Source organism: Pseudoalteromonas sp. MEBiC 03607 (assembly GCF_004792295.1).
GTDB classification, from domain to species: domain Bacteria; phylum Pseudomonadota; class Gammaproteobacteria; order Enterobacterales; family Alteromonadaceae; genus Pseudoalteromonas; species Pseudoalteromonas lipolytica_C.
Genome location: NZ_SRRY01000001.1, coordinates 2,146,064 through 2,162,917, shown reverse-complemented (window position 1 = coordinate 2,162,917; position 16,854 = coordinate 2,146,064). Strand labels below are relative to the sequence as shown.

15 protein-coding genes are annotated in these 16,854 nt (G+C 39.2%); 10 read left to right on the top strand and 5 right to left on the bottom strand.

Annotation, left to right across the window (positions count from 1 at the left end; all coding sequences use genetic code 11):
• Positions 1–225 precede the first annotated feature (225 nt).
• Complete coding sequence (locus E5N72_RS09950) at positions 226–642, bottom strand: hypothetical protein (protein WP_135924296.1); 417 nt, start codon at positions 640–642, stop codon at positions 226–228.
• A 344-nt stretch (positions 643–986) separates the two neighbouring features.
• Here E5N72_RS09950 and ccoN point away from each other — a divergent pair, with 344 nt between their 5' ends.
• The 10 genes from ccoN (at position 987) to uspE (ending at position 9,913) form a co-directional block, all read left to right on the top strand.
• A complete protein-coding gene (gene ccoN / locus E5N72_RS09945; RefSeq protein WP_036967883.1) occupies positions 987–2,420 on the top strand; it encodes a cytochrome-c oxidase, cbb3-type subunit I in 1,434 nt (477 codons plus the stop codon).
• 12 nt (positions 2,421–2,432) lie between these two features.
• Positions 2,433–3,107: a cytochrome-c oxidase, cbb3-type subunit II gene (gene ccoO, locus E5N72_RS09940; protein ID WP_135924295.1), complete on the top strand. Its 675-nt coding sequence runs from the start codon at positions 2,433–2,435 to the stop codon at positions 3,105–3,107.
• Positions 3,108–3,112: 5 nt separating this feature from the next.
• A complete protein-coding gene (locus E5N72_RS09935) occupies positions 3,113–3,298 on the top strand; it encodes a cbb3-type cytochrome c oxidase subunit 3 (RefSeq protein WP_054561331.1) in 186 nt (61 codons plus the stop codon).
• The gene (ccoP, locus tag E5N72_RS09930; RefSeq protein WP_135924294.1) at positions 3,295–4,260 is read left to right on the top strand and encodes a cytochrome-c oxidase, cbb3-type subunit III; all 966 of its coding nucleotides are present in this window, start codon (positions 3,295–3,297) and stop codon (positions 4,258–4,260) included. Before E5N72_RS09935 ends, ccoP begins: the two co-directional genes overlap by 4 nt.
• Positions 4,261–4,409: 149 nt before the next feature.
• Positions 4,410–4,901, top strand: coding sequence for a FixH family protein (locus E5N72_RS09925; RefSeq protein WP_135924293.1), 492 nt, complete (start codon positions 4,410–4,412; stop codon positions 4,899–4,901).
• Between the two features lie 9 nt (positions 4,902–4,910).
• Positions 4,911–7,286, top strand: coding sequence for a heavy metal translocating P-type ATPase (locus tag E5N72_RS09920; protein WP_135924292.1), 2,376 nt, complete (start codon positions 4,911–4,913; stop codon positions 7,284–7,286).
• Positions 7,283–7,450, top strand: a complete 168-nt coding sequence (gene ccoS, locus E5N72_RS09915; protein WP_054553052.1) for a cbb3-type cytochrome oxidase assembly protein CcoS — start codon at positions 7,283–7,285, stop codon at positions 7,448–7,450. The genes E5N72_RS09920 and ccoS overlap by 4 nt, the downstream gene beginning before the upstream one ends.
• Positions 7,443–8,114: a sulfite exporter TauE/SafE family protein gene (locus tag E5N72_RS09910; RefSeq protein ID WP_135924291.1), complete on the top strand. Its 672-nt coding sequence runs from the start codon at positions 7,443–7,445 to the stop codon at positions 8,112–8,114. The genes ccoS and E5N72_RS09910 overlap by 8 nt, the downstream gene beginning before the upstream one ends.
• A 38-nt stretch (positions 8,115–8,152) precedes the next feature.
• The gene (locus tag E5N72_RS09905; protein ID WP_135924290.1) at positions 8,153–8,887 is read left to right on the top strand and encodes an FNR family transcription factor; all 735 of its coding nucleotides are present in this window, start codon (positions 8,153–8,155) and stop codon (positions 8,885–8,887) included.
• Between the two features lie 102 nt (positions 8,888–8,989).
• Positions 8,990–9,913, top strand: a complete 924-nt coding sequence (gene uspE, locus E5N72_RS09900; RefSeq protein WP_135924289.1) for a universal stress protein UspE — start codon at positions 8,990–8,992, stop codon at positions 9,911–9,913.
• 64 nt (positions 9,914–9,977) lie between these two features.
• On the opposite strand, the gene ttcA is transcribed toward uspE, so the two are convergent.
• The 4 genes from ttcA to E5N72_RS09880 form a co-directional block, all read right to left on the bottom strand.
• A complete protein-coding gene (gene ttcA, locus E5N72_RS09895; RefSeq protein WP_054561325.1) occupies positions 9,978–10,871 on the bottom strand; it encodes a tRNA 2-thiocytidine(32) synthetase TtcA in 894 nt (297 codons plus the stop codon).
• A gap of 191 nt (positions 10,872–11,062) precedes the next feature.
• Positions 11,063–13,366: an ATP-binding protein gene (locus tag E5N72_RS09890; RefSeq protein ID WP_135924288.1), complete on the bottom strand. Its 2,304-nt coding sequence runs from the start codon at positions 13,364–13,366 to the stop codon at positions 11,063–11,065.
• A 9-nt stretch (positions 13,367–13,375) separates the two neighbouring features.
• On the bottom strand, positions 13,376–14,524 hold the full coding sequence (locus E5N72_RS09885) for an extracellular solute-binding protein (RefSeq protein WP_240704542.1): 1,149 nt from the start codon (positions 14,522–14,524) through the stop codon (positions 13,376–13,378).
• Positions 14,525–14,769: 245 nt separating this feature from the next.
• Entirely contained in the window at positions 14,770–16,788 is a 2,019-nt protein-coding gene (locus tag E5N72_RS09880) for a GAF domain-containing hybrid sensor histidine kinase/response regulator (RefSeq protein WP_135924286.1), read from the bottom strand.
• Between the last annotated feature and the right edge of the window lie 66 nt (positions 16,789–16,854).

Sequence of the window (16,854 nt, the reverse complement as noted above, 5' to 3'; positions counted from 1 at the left end):
TAAGACTGCTAACCATAGTTATTCACTAAAATTAACTAATTAGACAAAGTTAGTCGGTTAATCGCTGTATTGGAGGATGTTTTTTTAGATTTGTTCCAAAACTTTGTGGTTTTCTTGGAATAAGTTAGTTAAATGGCGTCGTTATGTATGAAAACTAATTTGATGGTGTGTATCACTTAGTCAAATAAACAGTTATTTGGTGATACACATATAAATGTTGTGGTATTAAGGTTGGATAGAATCAAAATAATAAAAAAGCGTGTGTGTTTTGTTACTAGCGTCTTGATAGGTCACGATCATCTTCCATGTCATGACGGGTTCTGAACACGCCCCTACCATTGTATTAGCAGTCCATATTTTTTCAGTGTTAGTAAACTGAACTGGGATGAACCCCATATACATAGATACACCTTCAAGTTTAGCTGAGGGATTTTTGGCATCATCTGGCAACTTCAAGTTAATTGTAAAAGGGGTTTCTGGGCTAACTTTAGAATTACTTAACCAAACTTCTACATTATTATTAAATTGACATCGGCTATTATTTTCACAGCTTGTACTTGCGCTACCCTCTTCTATACTTTGGTAATCACACGCAGCAGTAAAAATACTGATCAGGAAAACTGGGAGTAAACTAATTCTCACTTTCTTTGCCTGTATAAAATAAAAGCGGATACTAGTCAGGTCATAGATAAAAGACAACTATGCTCGATGGAATAAGCTAATAAAAATACAATCACTGACAAAAAATAACCAACAAAACATCAAAAATTGATTGATGTCATAATTTTATGCAATTGACCTATCTTTTTAAGGTCAAAAATTTTATCATTTCCATCGCAAAAATAAGGGTTTCTCGAGTTTGTTTTCTGAAGCTAACACCTTTTAGCTAGCTTTAGGTAACACACTTGTGAAGTAATAGTAGGCCCCACTTTTATCAAGTGGGTAATTCATTTCTAAAACGCATTAATTGCAGCGGAAGCCAGAAAATGAGCCAAACAGTAGCATCACAAACTGAGTACAATTATAAAGTTGTACGCCAATTCGCTATTATGACAGTGATTTGGGGCATCGTTGGCATGAGTGTTGGGGTTCTGATTGCTGCCCAATTAGCTTGGCCAGCACTTAACTTTGATACACCATGGTTAACTTACTCTCGACTACGTCCGTTACATACGAACGCAGTAATTTTCGCATTTGGTACAAGTGCTCTTTTTGCGACGTCTTATTACGTCGTACAACGTACGTGTCAAACGCGCCTTTTCTCAGATAAACTAGCAGCCTTCACCTTCTGGGGTTGGCAACTTGTTATCGTACTTGCAGCGATCACCTTACCTTTAGGTATCACAAGCTCAAAAGAATACGCAGAACTTGAATGGCCAATCGATATTCTTATCGCCGTTGTTTGGGTTACATATGCAGTTGTATTCTTCGGTACGCTAATCAAGCGTAAAGTATCGCACATCTATGTTGCGAACTGGTTCTACGCTGGTTTCATTATTACTGTTGCCGTTTTACACATTGTAAACAGCATGGCAATTCCAGTTTCACTTACTAAATCATACTCTATCTACGCAGGTGCTGTAGATGCAATGGTTCAGTGGTGGTACGGTCACAACGCTGTTGGTTTCTTATTAACTGCTGGTTTCTTAGGTATGATGTACTACTTCGTACCAAAACAAGCAGGTCGCCCTGTTTACTCTTATCGTTTATCGGTAGTTCACTTCTGGGCACTTGTTTCTTTATATATCTGGGCAGGTCCTCACCACCTACACTACACTGCGCTTCCAGACTGGACGCAAAGCTTAGGTATGGTTATGTCAGTTATCCTATTCGTTCCATCTTGGGGTGGTATGATCAACGGTATCATGACGTTATCAGGTGCATGGCATAAACTGCGTACTGACCCAGTACTTCGTTTCTTAGTTGTTTCTCTATCTTTCTACGGTATGTCTACGTTCGAAGGCCCAATGATGGCTATTAAGTCTGTTAATGCGCTTTCACACTACACTGACTGGACTGTAGGTCACGTACACTCAGGTGCACTAGGTTGGGTTGCAATGATTTCTATCGGTGCTATCTATCACCTAATCCCTGCACTATTCTCACAAGGCCGTATGTACAGTGTTAAACTAGTTAACACGCACTTCTGGTTACACACTGTGGGTGTTGTTCTATACATCGTAGCAATGTGGATCTCAGGTGTAATGCAAGGTCTAATGTGGCGTGCAGTGAACTCAGACGGTACGTTAATGTACAGCTTTGTACAGTCATTAGAAGCTTCGTATCCGTTCTATATCATGCGTTTCCTAGGCGGTGTATTCATCGTAACAGGTATGCTAATTATGGCTTACAACGTTTATCGTACTATTGCTGCGAAGAAAGATTCGCTTCAATTAGACGCTGACGCACAATTAGCATAATGGAGTAGCACGATGAGCAATAATAATTCACAAAACAAACACGAAATAGTCGAAAAGAACGTTGGCCTTATGGCTATCTTGACTGTTTTTGCTATCAGCTTTGGTGCATTGGTAGAGATTACACCACTTATGTTCCAAGACGATACGACTAAACCTGTTGATGGCTTACGCCCTCTTACAGCGTTAGAAATGGAAGGCCGCGATATCTATGTACGTGAAGGTTGTTACAACTGTCACTCTCAAATGATTCGTCCTTTCCGTGACGAGGTTGAGCGTTATGGTCACTACTCTGTAGCTGGTGAGTCAGTATGGGATCATCCATTCCAATGGGGTTCTAAGCGTACTGGTCCTGACCTAGCTCGTGTTGGTGAGCGTTACTCAGACGATTGGCACCATGCTCACTTAATGGACCCACGTGCTGTGGTTCCTGAGTCAAACATGCCAGCGTTTCCTTGGTTAGATGAAAACAGAGTCGATACAACCCATACTCTTAAAAAGCTTCAAATATTCCGTGATAGCTTCGGAATTGATAAATCAAGCGACCGTTACGACGGTAAAGGTTATGGTAGCGACGAAGAGTTAAAAGCTGACATTGCGAAAATTGAAGCCATGAACGATGGTAAAGGCGCGACTGAAATGCAAGCTCTTATCGCTTACTTACAACAGCTTGGCACACACTTGAAGTAATTATTATGGATTACGGAACATACAGAGGCATTTTAACTCTGGTAATTTTAGTACTGTTTATTGTGATTGTTGTATGGGCATACAGCAAGCGTAGCAAAAGTCGATTTGATAACGCTGCTAATGCCATATTTGAAGATGAAAAAAAACACAACAACACAATCTCTAACGAGGAAAAGGAGTCTGAGAAATGACTAGCTTTTGGAGTATATGGGTTATTGTATTAACCCTTGCGTGTCTTGCTATCATCTTCGGCCTACTTCTGTGGAACTTGAAAAACTACACAGGTGTTAAAGAAGGCGAAAGCTGTGGTCACGAATTTGATGGCATTGAAGAACTAAACAACCCACTACCAAAATGGTGGACTTACATGTTCTTCGCGACATTTGTATGGTCTGTTTATTACCTTGCAGCTTACCCAGGTTTAGGTAATTGGGAAGGTTTAGGTAAATGGACAAGTTCTAACCAAGGTATTACTTCTCTAGCTGAGTCTAAAGAAGCAACTGAACAAGCATTAGCTAATGGTGAGAACGTTCAATTAGACCAAGAGTTTATTGCAGCAGATGAGCGTTTTGGCCCAATCTTTGAGTCATACGCGAAGCAAGATATTGAAGCACTTGTAAAAGACGAAAAAGCGCTTGAGATTGGTCAACGTTTATTCTCTCAAAACTGTGCTCAGTGTCATGGTTCAGATGCACGTGGTGGTTTAGGCTTCCCTAACCTAACTGATAAAGATTGGTTATATGGTGGTACACCAGACAAAATCAAAGAAACACTTCTTTATGGTCGTGTTGCTGCGATGCCACCTTGGGGTGATGCACTTGGTGAGCAAGGTATTAAAGAAATGACTGCTCACGTACTAAGCTTATCTGGCCGTACTGTAAACCAAAAAGATGCCGAAGCAGGTGCTGCGAAGTTCGCAATGTGTGCAGCGTGTCACGGTGCTGACGGTAAAGGTTCAGTTGCACATAACTTACCATTTGGTGCACCTAACCTAACTGATAACATCTGGTTGTATGGTGGTTCTAAACGTGCTGTTGAAGAAACACTTAGAAATGGCCGTGCCGGTGTAATGCCAGCATGGAAGGACATTCTAGGTGAAGATAAAGTACACCTATTAACAGCGTACGTTTACAGCTTATCGCAAGATAAATAACCACGTCGTTAATAAAATGTATAAACAATTAATCTTTTAATTCAATAGATTAATTAAGATCAAAAAAGCCTCCATCTGGAGGCTTTTTTTTAGTCTTTTGCTTTTAGATCCGATAAAATGCGTACAACATTTTTTAAGGTATAAGTACTATGAAACCGACTCCTTGGTATAAAAACTTTTGGCCATGGTTTTTAATCTCCTTCCCGCTTGCTGCAATTATCGGCTGTTTTGGTCTAATTTATATGGCTATTGGCAATGGTCCTGATATGGTTGTTGATGACTACTATAAAAAAGGCAAAGCAATTAACCTTGAACTCAGTAAATTCAATAAAGCCAAAGCACTATATCTGCATGGTGATTTAGATGTAACTGGTGATAAAGTTAGCTTTAAGTTTACTAAAGGTGATGCAAGCCAAGTTCACTCTTTAAAAATGTCATTTTATCATCGCACCATTAAAGCCAATGACTTCAATGTTAGTTTAATGAAAAACGCTCATGGTGACTTTACAGCCCTACTCGACACTCACGTTGACGGTGCATACACAGTGTTTATTGAACCTATCGATAATAGTTGGAAGTTAAAAGAAGACATTACTCTTCCTACTGATAAAACAATTTCGATTAGCCCTGAATATAAGTAGTAAACTCAAATGTCCGATAATTGCTTTCATTGTCTTGAAAGTGTGCCAAAAGGCTTTAATGCGACTGTCGAAATAGACGGTAAGGCACAACCTATGTGTTGTATTGGTTGCCAAACGGTTGCTGAGAATATCGTCGCCCAAGGCATGACCGATTACTATAAGTTTAGAACTGTGCGCTCTGGTAAAGTAGAACAACTTGTTCCAGAGCAGCTTGAGTTAATTAAGAGTTACGATAACGAAGATATACAAGATGAGTTTATTTCAGCCACAAATGACTTATCAGAAGTGCTTCTTACCGTCGAAGGTATCACCTGTGCTGCCTGTGCTTGGTTAATCGAGAAACAATTACTCAATTTAAAAGCAATTAAGCGTGTGGATGTAAATACATCGACTAATCGTGCGATGATCCAATGGGATAAATCGGTTACTCCACTTAGCCAAATTATCACTTCATTACACGAAATCGGCTATAAAGCTTACCCGTTTCAGGCTGACCTTGAAGCGAGTCAAAAACAACAAGCCGCTAAAGCCTATATCCGCCGTTTAGGTGTTGCAGGTCTGATGACTATGCAAGTAATGATGTTCGCTTTTGCCATGTATTTTGGCATGTTCTCGGGCATGGAAGAAAACTTTGAACAGTATTTCCGCTGGATAAGCTTAGTTCTTGCTTCGCCGGTTATTTTATACAGCGCCCTGCCGTTCTTAACCAATGCAATTAATGGTTTAAAAGCCAAACAGCTCAATATGGACTTACCCGTATCTTTAGCGATTTTTGGTGCTTATGGTGCGAGCTGCTATGCCACATTAATGTCGGTTGGCGAAGTTTATTTTGAATCTATCTGTATGTTTACCTTCTTATTATTACTGGGTAAATATTTAGAATTTAGAGCCCGTTTAAAAGCCAGTGAATTTACTGCTAACTTACAAAAACTTTTACCTTTAACTGCACGAATTATCAATAGCGATAATCAAGAATCAATTATTGCGGCTAAAAAGCTTAAATTAGGCGATGTTGTTTTAATTAAGGCAGGCGAAACCATTCCTGCTGATGGTGTTGTGATCAAAGGTAAAACAACTGTTGATGAAGCCATGATGACAGGCGAGCATCAGCCAGTTAATAAATTTATCAGCCATCAGGTTTACGCTGGTACTATTAACCACGATGGCGTGATCAGTATTGAGATCAACAAAATAGGCCAAAATACGCTGCTTAATCAAATAATTAAGTTACAACACACAGCATTAACCAAACGCCCTCGATTAGTTGAGATCACAGATAAAGTCGCGCAGTGGTTTGTTGCGTGTTTATTACTGTTTGCCTCCATTACAGCGATTGGCTGGTATCAAATAGACCCTGAGCATGCTTTTTGGGTTACTATTTCGGTGCTTGTTGCAACCTGCCCTTGCGCCCTTAGTTTAGCGATTCCAACTGCCCTAACCTGTGCCGTAGCCAGCCTTACAAAGCGTGGCATTTTAATTAAACAAGCCCATGTTTTAGAAACGCTACCACAATTAACAGATATCGCCTTCGATAAAACAGGTACTTTAACGCAGGGTCGTTTCACTATTGAGCGTGTTGAAATGGTCAGCAGCCATTATAGTGAAGCTGATGCATTACGATTAGCAGCGCAACTTGAAAGCTTCTCAGAACACCCAATTGCTAATGCGTTTGCAACTTACAACGACACGGTTAACCCTATCGAAAATGTCACAATCGAACCGGGTAAAGGTATTACAGCAGAGCTTAATAAACAGCACCTAGCGATAGGTAAAAGCGGCTGGTTTGATACCGAAAAAGCAGATGCACAAGCAACCTTGTATGTCGATAAACAAGTAGTTGCGCGCTTTTATCTCGCCGATAGCTTACGTAACAACGCAGAAAAACTAATCACAGAGCTGCACTCTCAACAAATAAAGTGTCACATGTTAACGGGTGATGCATCAAACAGTGGTGAGCGAATCGCAAAACAGTTAAATTTAGATACCGTGCATGCAGCATGTAGCCCTCACGACAAACAAACTCATGTTGAAGCACTCGCAAACAAAGGCGCCATCGTTGCCATGGTGGGTGATGGAGTAAATGATAGCCCAGTATTTGCCAGTGCCCATTTATCTATTGCAATGGAAACAGGCGCTGATATTTCCAAAAACAGTGCTGATGTGGTATTACTCAATAGTGATCTAACCGCCATCGAGCATTTGCTCACAGTGTCGAAAAAGACGCGCCGTATTGTTAAGCAAAACTTGGCACTATCACTTATTTACAATGGTTCGATTTTACCACTGGCAGCCCTTGGGCTTGTTGCTCCTTGGATGGCCGTCATCGGTATGTCTGCAAGCTCCATTTTGGTTATTACCAACTCATTAAGGTTATTAAAACTATGAGTATCATCTACATGCTTATCCCGATTGCCATATTATTTGTGCTAATTGCTATTGGGGTGTTCTTTTGGGCTGTAAAGAGCGAACAATTTTCTGATTTAAACAAACAGGGCCACAGTATCCTGTTCGAAGACGATAAAGAGCAGCACAACAAAAGTAATGATTGATCCGCTGTTTATTAGTGCATTTGTAATGGGTTTGCTAGGCAGTGGTCACTGTCTAGCTATGTGTGGTGGCATTGCCAGTAGTTTACAACTTGCTGCTAACAAAAACCGCGCAGTCAGTTTTTCTGTTGCTTATAATCTGGGACGTGCGCTTAGTTACATGCTTGCTGGTGCCTTAGTCGCTGGAATTAGCAGCCGTTTTGCAGCGCAAAATACCACTATTTCTATAGCATTATCGTTTTTAAGTGGCATTTTTATGCTCCTTGTTGGGGTTTATATTATGCGCTTAGCGGCGACCCTACAGTGGTTAGAAAAACTAGGAAAAACCCTAGTATGGCAGCATTTAGCTAAGCTCAATCGTTATTTATTACCGGTCGATACAACACCTAAAGCCCTACTCTATGGTGCTTTATGGGGTTGGTTGCCCTGCGGATTAGTTTATTCAGCACTGACTTGGGCTCTCACCAGTCCATCAACACTTCATGGGGCTGGGGTAATGTTATTTTTCGCGTTAGGAACCTTTCCTGCGATGATAAGCGTAGGTCTAGTCAGTCAAAAAATAAACGCTATTTTCAACCATGTTTGGACTAGGGTTATTCTAGGCAGCGTAATAATATGGTACGGTATATACTTATTAATTATAGCAACCGATAAGCTAGTTCATTAATCTTACGCGTTGTTAACTTATTTGAATGGATTTGATGTATGGACTTCTCACAAAACAAGTCAAAAGGCTTATGCACAATTAGCTGTAATAATTGCAGTATTAGCCAGCTATGTTTGCCATTTTCATTAAACGGTCAAGAAATGGATCGTCTTGATGAAATCATCGAGCGCAAAAAACCACTGCACAAAGGTGACTTTTTATTTGAGTCTGGTGAAAGCTTAAATGCGATATATGCGGTACGCTCAGGTTCGTTTAAATCTTACACGTTATCTGAGCAAGGCGATGAGCAAATTACTGGTTTTCATTTAGCTGGTGATTTAGTCGGTTTCGATGCAATTAACAAAATGGCTCATCAAAGCTTCTCGCAAGCACTTGAAACCTCAATGGTATGTGAAATTCCATTCGATACCCTCGATGATTTAGCAGGTAAATTACCAAAGCTACGCCAACAAATTATGCGTTTAATGAGTAATGAAATTAACTATGACCAAGAAATGTTATTGTTACTCAATAAAAAGTCAGCTGAAGAGCGCCTAGCGAGTTTTATCTATAACCTTGCAGAACGTTTCGGTGAGCGCGGTTTTTCGCGTAAAGAATTCCGTTTAACCATGACACGTGGCGAGATCGGTAACTATTTAGGCCTTACTGTTGAAACAATTAGCCGCCTTTTAAGCCGCTTCCAAAAAGCCGGTTTTATTAAGGTTGAAGGTAAATTTATCACCATTTTGGACCAGCAAGCACTTGCAACAACAGCAGCAATTAAATGTAAGTAGAGTTTGATTTAAAGCAACTTTCTATTGTTTGCCCCTTTAACTGTTCTAAATTTAGGTTACACTCAAAGTACTACTTTTTGCGGAACAGTTAAGGAGCAGCACATGGACGCAATTAAACGAATTTTAGCAGTTATAGACCCAACCAAAGAGCAGCAACACAGTTTAAGCCGCTCAATTGATCTAGCCAAAAAATCTGGCGCGACCATCACCGCTTTCCTCAGTATCTACGACTTCTCTTACGAAATGACCACGATGCTTTCTGCTGATGAGCGTGAAGCGATGCGTGAGGCGGTAATCAAAGATCGCCAAGCATGGCTAGACGAGCAAATTGCACTTTATCCTGAGCTTACCATTGATAGCTGTGTTGTTTGGCATAACCGTCCTTACGAGGCAATCATTAATACTGTTATTAATGACGGCTATGATTTAGTCGTAAAAGGTACCCATCAACACGATACGCTTAAATCAGTTATCTTCACGCCAACTGACTGGCACCTAATTCGCAAGTGCCCTGCTCCAGTTTTACTTGTTAAAGAAAAAGAGTGGCCAGCACAAGGTAATATTCTTGCAGCAGTGAACGCGGTAAGTGAAAACGAGCAACACCTTGAACTTAACAAACGTATTATTAATGATGCTCGCTTCATTTGTGATTTAGCGAATGCCACTCTTAACCTTGTGAATGCATACCCTGCAACTCCGGTTAACATTGCTATTGAAATTCCTGAGTTCAACCCGGGTGTTTATAACGAATCAGTTAAGAAACATCACTTTGAATCAACGCTTTCGTTAGCTGAAGGGTTTAATATTGATAAAGCTCATTGCCACATTGAAGAAGGCTTACCAGAAGATGTCATTCCTGATGTTGCTGCACGGTTAAACAGCGAATTAGTAGTGATTGGTACTGTCGGTCGCACGGGGTTAAGCGCGGCGCTTGTCGGTAACACTGCAGAGCATGTCATTGATAGTCTTGATTGTGATGTATTAGCGTTAAAACCAGACGGCTACGTCAGCCCTCTTGCTAAATAACATTTTTAAAATGCATTAAAAAAGCCCCAGTTCGGGGCTTTTTTTATATACAGTTTGAGGGTTTTTATATATTTGTTACATCGATAAATAATGATTCATCAATGTTTGTCGAAGAGACTACCGCCTCGCTAAAGTCATAGCTTTCACGATTGCCTTCTCTATCAAGTGGTAAGTTCTCAAAATCAAATAAGTTTCTGTCTGCAAGCTGACTTGGGCTAACATTCTGTAAAGACTTAAAGATACTCTCAACACGACCCGGAGTTTTCTTATCCCACTCTGTCAGCATGGCTTTAATTGATTGACGCTGAAGGTTTTCTTGCGAGCCACACAAGTTACAAGGAATAATCGGGAAATCTTTATGCTCTGCGTATTTAATTAAATCTTTCTCACGGCAATATGACAACGGACGAATGACTACGTTACGTTCATCATCAGAGCGTAATTTTGGTGGCATCGCTTTTAATCGTGAACCATGAAACATATTTAAGAACATTGTCTCAACAATGTCATCCATGTGATGACCAAGTGCTAGTTTTGTCGCGCCAATTTTTTCTGCGAATGAATAAAGTGTGCCGCGACGAAGTCGTGAACACAGACCACACGTCGTCTTACCTTCTGGTACTTTTTCCTTTACTACTGAGTAGGTATCTTTATCAACGATGTAATACGGGATATTTAGCGTTTCAAAGTAATCAGGCAAAATGTGCTCAGGAAAGCCTGGCTGCTTCTGATCAAGGTTTACCGCAATCACTTCAAATTTAATTGGCGCTGCTTTTTGTAAATTAAGCAAAATATCTAGCATCGCAAAAGAATCTTTACCACCACTGATACACGCCATAACAACATCACCGTCTTCAATCATGTTGTAATCAGTAATCGCGTTACCAACATGCCTTCTTAGACGCTTTTGAAGTTTATTAAATTCAAGAGTTTCTTTTCTAGTATCAGTTTGATTCATTTGCTCTGCTCATACAGGCTTTGCTAAGCCATGTTTCATAGTAAAAAGTTCGGCGTGGATTATACGGACTTTTTATACGAGTTGAAATGATTAGCTTGGGATTATTGTTGTTGTACTCTGCAACTTAATTTATATAAAAGCACAAACAAATCGAAAACAATACATTCGTATTTTACTGTATACACATAGGCTCACTTTGAGCAGGTATAATGCTCCTCTTGGCTGTCATCTGCTGGTGTGCACCACTTTAACAATACCTCTTTAAGAGATTCATACTTTATTGGTTTAGCAATGAAATCATTCATCCCAGCATCAAAACAACGCTGCTTATCTGCACTTAATACATTAGCAGTCAATGCAATGATAGGTGTTGATTTAAAGGCTTCTTTCTCGCGTATTTTTATTGTTGCCTGAGGGCCATCTAAAACAGGCATTTGCATGTCCATGAAAATAATATCAAATAACTGTTTCTCACATTGTAATATGGCTTGTTCGCCATCATTTGCTATTTTTATTGAGCTAATATTAAATTCATTTAGCATCGCTTCGATAACGACCTGATTGATTTCATTGTCTTCAACAATCAGAACATTTAGTCTTGAGAAATCAAAAGACTCATCTGGAAATTTCATCAGCGTTACCTCTTTTATATCAGCATGCTTAAAGCTCTGTTTTGCTACCATCTGAAAATAAAAACGTGAACCAACACCAGCTTCACTTTCAACATGTAAAGTTGTGCCCATCAAATTGAGTAACTTACTCGAAATAGCCAAACCTAACCCTGTACCACCAAAGCGACGTGTAATTGAGGCATCAGCTTGTGAAAAGGCTTCAAATAAATTACTCATGTGCTCTTTGACTATACCAATCCCAGTATCTATTACGTTAAACGTTAAGCTAAATTCATCATTACGTTGAGCAATTTCAACACTCAACGTCACATTACCCCGCTCTGTAAATTTAATTGCGTTACCAAGTAAATTAATTAGTACTTGTTTCAAACGCGTTTCATCTCCTAAGAAGATGGCCTCTTTGCCATCAGGGCTTGTTTCAATATTAAATTGAATATTCTTGCTATGTGCTTGTTCTAAAAATAGATGCTGGAGTTCATCTAATATACTGCTTAACTTAATTGGTTGAGATTCTAGCTCAATTTTAGAAGCCTCTATTTTACTTAAATCCAAAATATCATTAATAATCACTAATAAACTCGAACCAGAAGACTGAATAATAGCAAGCATCTTTGCCTGTTCTGTAGTGAGTGTTGTTCTACTCAATTGTCGAGCCATTCCTAAAATACCATTCATAGGAGTTCTTATTTCATGACTCATATTGGCGAGAAACTCTGATTTTACTTTTGTCGTGTGCTCTGCAACTTTTTTTGCTTCAGAAAGATCACGACTTAAAATACGAAAGCTATCTGCTGCGCTTGCAAGAACTCCAATTTCATCTTTACGGTTTAAATCATGTATTGGTGCCGATAAATCCCCCTCTAAAAAGCGTTGAAAACTGACAGTGAGCCTCTTGATGGCTTGAGATATTTGTAGATGAAAAAATGCGGCAAGCGCTAACACATAAATAAACACGACAGCCGCCAGTGCTTTTAATATTTTTTCGGTTTTAGAAACTGTGATTTCTGCGTCTTTTTTGATCTGATTTAAATGGGCTAAAGAATTCTCTCTTAGCTTATTTGCTAGTGTACTAAACTCGATTGCATCCCCCGCCATTACAACATTTACCAAACTAAAGTAGTTGCGATTGGCCTGAATAGCTTTTGAAAAAGCGTTCTGATAAGTGCTCGCTAATGTCGCTGTTCTTAAAATTTCACTCTGAACATCGTCTTGTTGTGTCATAGCTAGATCATTATTAAGCCCAGATAACACTTGCAAAGCATTATTAACGGCAGTTCGTTTTGTATAGTCTTTTTTAGTTAAAAATTGATAGGCATCACGATGTAGCACATGCCACATATTGAGGCTTTCCGCGATGATCAACATTTGTTCATTAGAAACAGCTAGCTTCTTTAGGTTTTCAAGATGAGTAACGGCCTCAAAATAAATGCTCGGAAGTTCAACTTCGATGAGCTCTGATCTAATTTCATATCGCTTCGTGAGGACAGCTAAATTATCACTATATCTGTCGATTAACTCAGACATAGAGTCTAAATATACTTGGCTATCACTCTCATCTGATTTCAAGTTAACTTCATTTAAACGGCTTTTTACACTGTCGAAATTCTCTATGATTTTACTAAAAACAGCTTCACTTCCAGACGAGCCATAGACAGAAATATCTCTTTGCATTTCAACAATATCTTTGTTTATGCTTAAGATGCTGACTGCATAATTGCTTATACGGCTAATATCATTGAAAGACACTTCAATTGTTTTGAGGCGCTTGTTCATCACAACAAAGCTTATTCCCATGACTAATATCACCAGCATTAATGCAAGTAATACTTTAGCTGCCAGTGACTTAGAAATGATATTAATCAATTTAATTCCCTATGAGTTTAATAGCTCATACCACTTATCTAAGCTGTAATCATAATTAGGCATTACTGTATTCCAAACGGCAATATTCGAAAAACGCTTTATATAACTGCCACCATCTCGCATCTGGCCCGCTTTAACCGACACTTTTCCATCTGTACCTTGCAGGTCTATTGATGCAGCTTTTCCTTCATACCAATAATCCCATTCCGGCTTTGACATAAGCGGCTGACTGCGATCGGGGTTAGAAATATAATAACCTTGGCGCGCAATAAATGCTCCTGGATAGCCAGATAACCACCAATTCATATACTCATATGCCGCATCTTTTACATGTCCTTGTGTATTAGAAGATAAGCACATAACCCCATGCCATGCACGGTACCCTTCTTTGGGAGAAGCATAAACAACGGGTATCCCCTGTCCTTTACATGCACTTACACCTGGAGAAAACATACTTTGAATATTGACCCGTTTCATTTTCATGAAATCTACAGACTGCGGAACAGACGTCCAAAAGCCAGCGAAATGACCTTGCCTTTTTTTCTCGAGTAGAATTGCAAATAGCTGATCTATTTCAGAAATACTCATATTGCCAATATCGTTGAAACGCATCAGTCCTTTGCCTTGAGCTGCTAAAGCTGCATCAAAGATTCCAATAGTGGGAGCATTCACTAAAGCCACTTTACCTTTGTTTTTTTCATCAAGTAACCAAGCCCATGACTCTGTTTCATAAGGAATACCTTGTTCTATAAAATTAGTGTTGTAGCCAAATGAATCAACATTATGGACATAAGGCATAAAACTAATTTGCTTTGTAGGTGTAGTTCCCAAGGAGCCATCGGCTTGAACATAAAGTAACTTGTTAGGTGAATCTCCGGCTCCTATGCTTGCTTCAGGTGTAATCTTGCCTGTTTTAGTCAAAGGGTTAATTTCTTGCCAATAGTTTAACCTATCAATATCTAATGGCTGTATTGCACCCGCTTGCCATAGTATGTTGATTGAATCAGACCATTGCTCATAGAGATCGAAAGAATTTGGGTTTGCAGCTGCTTTTTGTAGTACAGCAGCACTGCCCATTGGGGTAAACTCAACATTAATGCCTAACTCACGCATTGCGCGTTGTCTGAGCTCTTCTTGTAATGTGACATGCGTCCCCATAACGCGCAGAGTGATTTGCTTTTTAGCAAAAACATAGGGGGCTTTAAACGCCAACGTTGATACCGCAGCACCTACGCTAAGAGTTTTCAAAAAGCGCCGACGATTTTGAGCATGATTCATTACATTACCCCAAATTTTTATATACATTAAGTATAGGTTAAATTTGAAGATAGCCTAAACTTAGGCAATCGCAATGTATTGTTAGGGTTAGGGATATAAGTATAAAATTGCTTTAAACCTTATGTTTAAAGCGCTAAATGTCCTTTTGCTGCAATAATGGATTGTTCAATTGCCGTATTTTTAACAGGCTTTGATACAAACAAATCCATGCCCGCTTTTTTACAGGCGGCTTTATCATCTGCAGAAGTATTCGCAGTTAATGCAATTATAAACGTTTTATTTTCAGGACAAATACCATTAGCTCTCAGATAACGTGTTGCTTCTAAACCGTCAAGTTCAGGCATTACGCAATCCATAAATATCAAATTGTAGTTATTTTGTTTGCATTTATTGATCGCATCGACGCCATCACATGCAAAGTCTGCAGTTAAGCCTAATTTTTCTAAATGTGCTTTCAAGACTAACCGGTTAATCTGATTATCATCAACGACCAAAATAGCGAGAGGAAGAGTTGTAAAATCAATATTACTTACATCTTGTTGTTGATGGCTTTGAGGTTGACCTTTTTCTAGAGGGAGTTTAATTTCAAAACAACTGCCTTTTCTATGTTCACTGTTCACCTCAACTGTGCCGCCCATATAATCAATTAGCTCTTTAACTATTGCTAGGCCAAGACCTGTACCGCCCTTTTTTCGATCTTTACTTATCTCTTGTGTAAAGGGTGAAAATAGCGATTTCATAAAGTGCTCAGTCATGCCAATCCCTGAATCAGTGACCTTAAAAGACAGAAACACTTTATCATTGAGCTCTTTAGCACTGGCAGTTAACGTTACCTCACCTTGCTCAGTAAACTTAAGTGCATTACTCAACAAGTTCGAGACTATTTGTGTAATGCGAGTATTGTCACTGAAGGTCCAACACTCATCACTGATATCAATCGTCGCATCAAAGCTAAGGTTACTTTGTTGATACAAAGGAGAATACAAAGAAACAATATCAACAAAAATGGTTTTCAATAAGAAGTGACTAGGTTCAAGCTTAAGTTCGCCGTGATTAATTTTTGAAAAATCCAACACTTCATTAATAATATTCAGCAAAATATCTGCACTACGCAACGCTATTTTGAGTTTCTCTTCACGCTTTTGCTCTGATTTTTCATACAACAAAGTCGTTAACATGCCTGTAATACCATTGAGCGGAGTACGAAGTTCATGGCTTATTTTGGCAAGCAAAATGCTTCTATCTTCAAGTGTACGTTCTGCATCAGCTTTTTGTTTTTTAAGCTCTTCACGTAGCAGTACCGACTTAGTAATATCTTGAAAAGTACCAATTATCCGAACACACGCCCCCTCTTTAAATTCAGCTTTTCCGACTGTTGATACCCATATAGGATTACCTTTAGCTGTTATCAATTCAATTTCAATATTCCAATCTTTACCTTGCTCAATAGCTTCTTTGACAACTTTTTCAATGGCTTGGCGGCTTTCGCCTTGTTTGTAAAATTGAATTGCATTCTCGAGATCGGGCTTGAAATCTTCAGGGACTTCATGAATAACTTTAGTTTGCTTACTCCAGTAAAGATGATTGGTGATTAAATCTAGCTCCCAAGAGCCAATTTTTGCCACCTCTTCAACTTGTGCAAGCATAGAGTTCTTTTTAATTAATTTTTCTGATGATAGATTACGAGCAAACTCATTGCCCAACCATTGAGCAAAAAGTTCAACATAATCATGCGCCTCTTCTGTGAATGGTGCTGTAGATTGTGCCGCTGAAAAGTTAACCGTACCAAACACCCTTTTACCAATGTGGATAGGCGCACCAATATAAGATTCTAATTGGAAGTTCTTGTAACAAGGATGTTCAGCTATGTAGCTCTGAGATGCATGGTTAAATGATAATGCTTTGTCTGCAGCTAATGTGTGTGAACAATAGGTTCCTGCTACATCAAACTGAGACCCAACAGGGATCGCATCGTTTGGAGAAACCACGTGAATAACTGTATATACTTGTTCTTCAACACGACTCACAATTGCAAAATCAAGATTGAATATCGCTAAGCCAAAATGCAGCAATTGCGCCACTTTATCATCAAAATTAGTTTGCTGATTCGATACAATATCGTGAAATTGGCGCAGAAAGTTCACAGTCACTCCTTGTCATTTTTAAGCTGCGATTTTTAAGTTTTTAGCATACCAGTAAAATAGCTATTA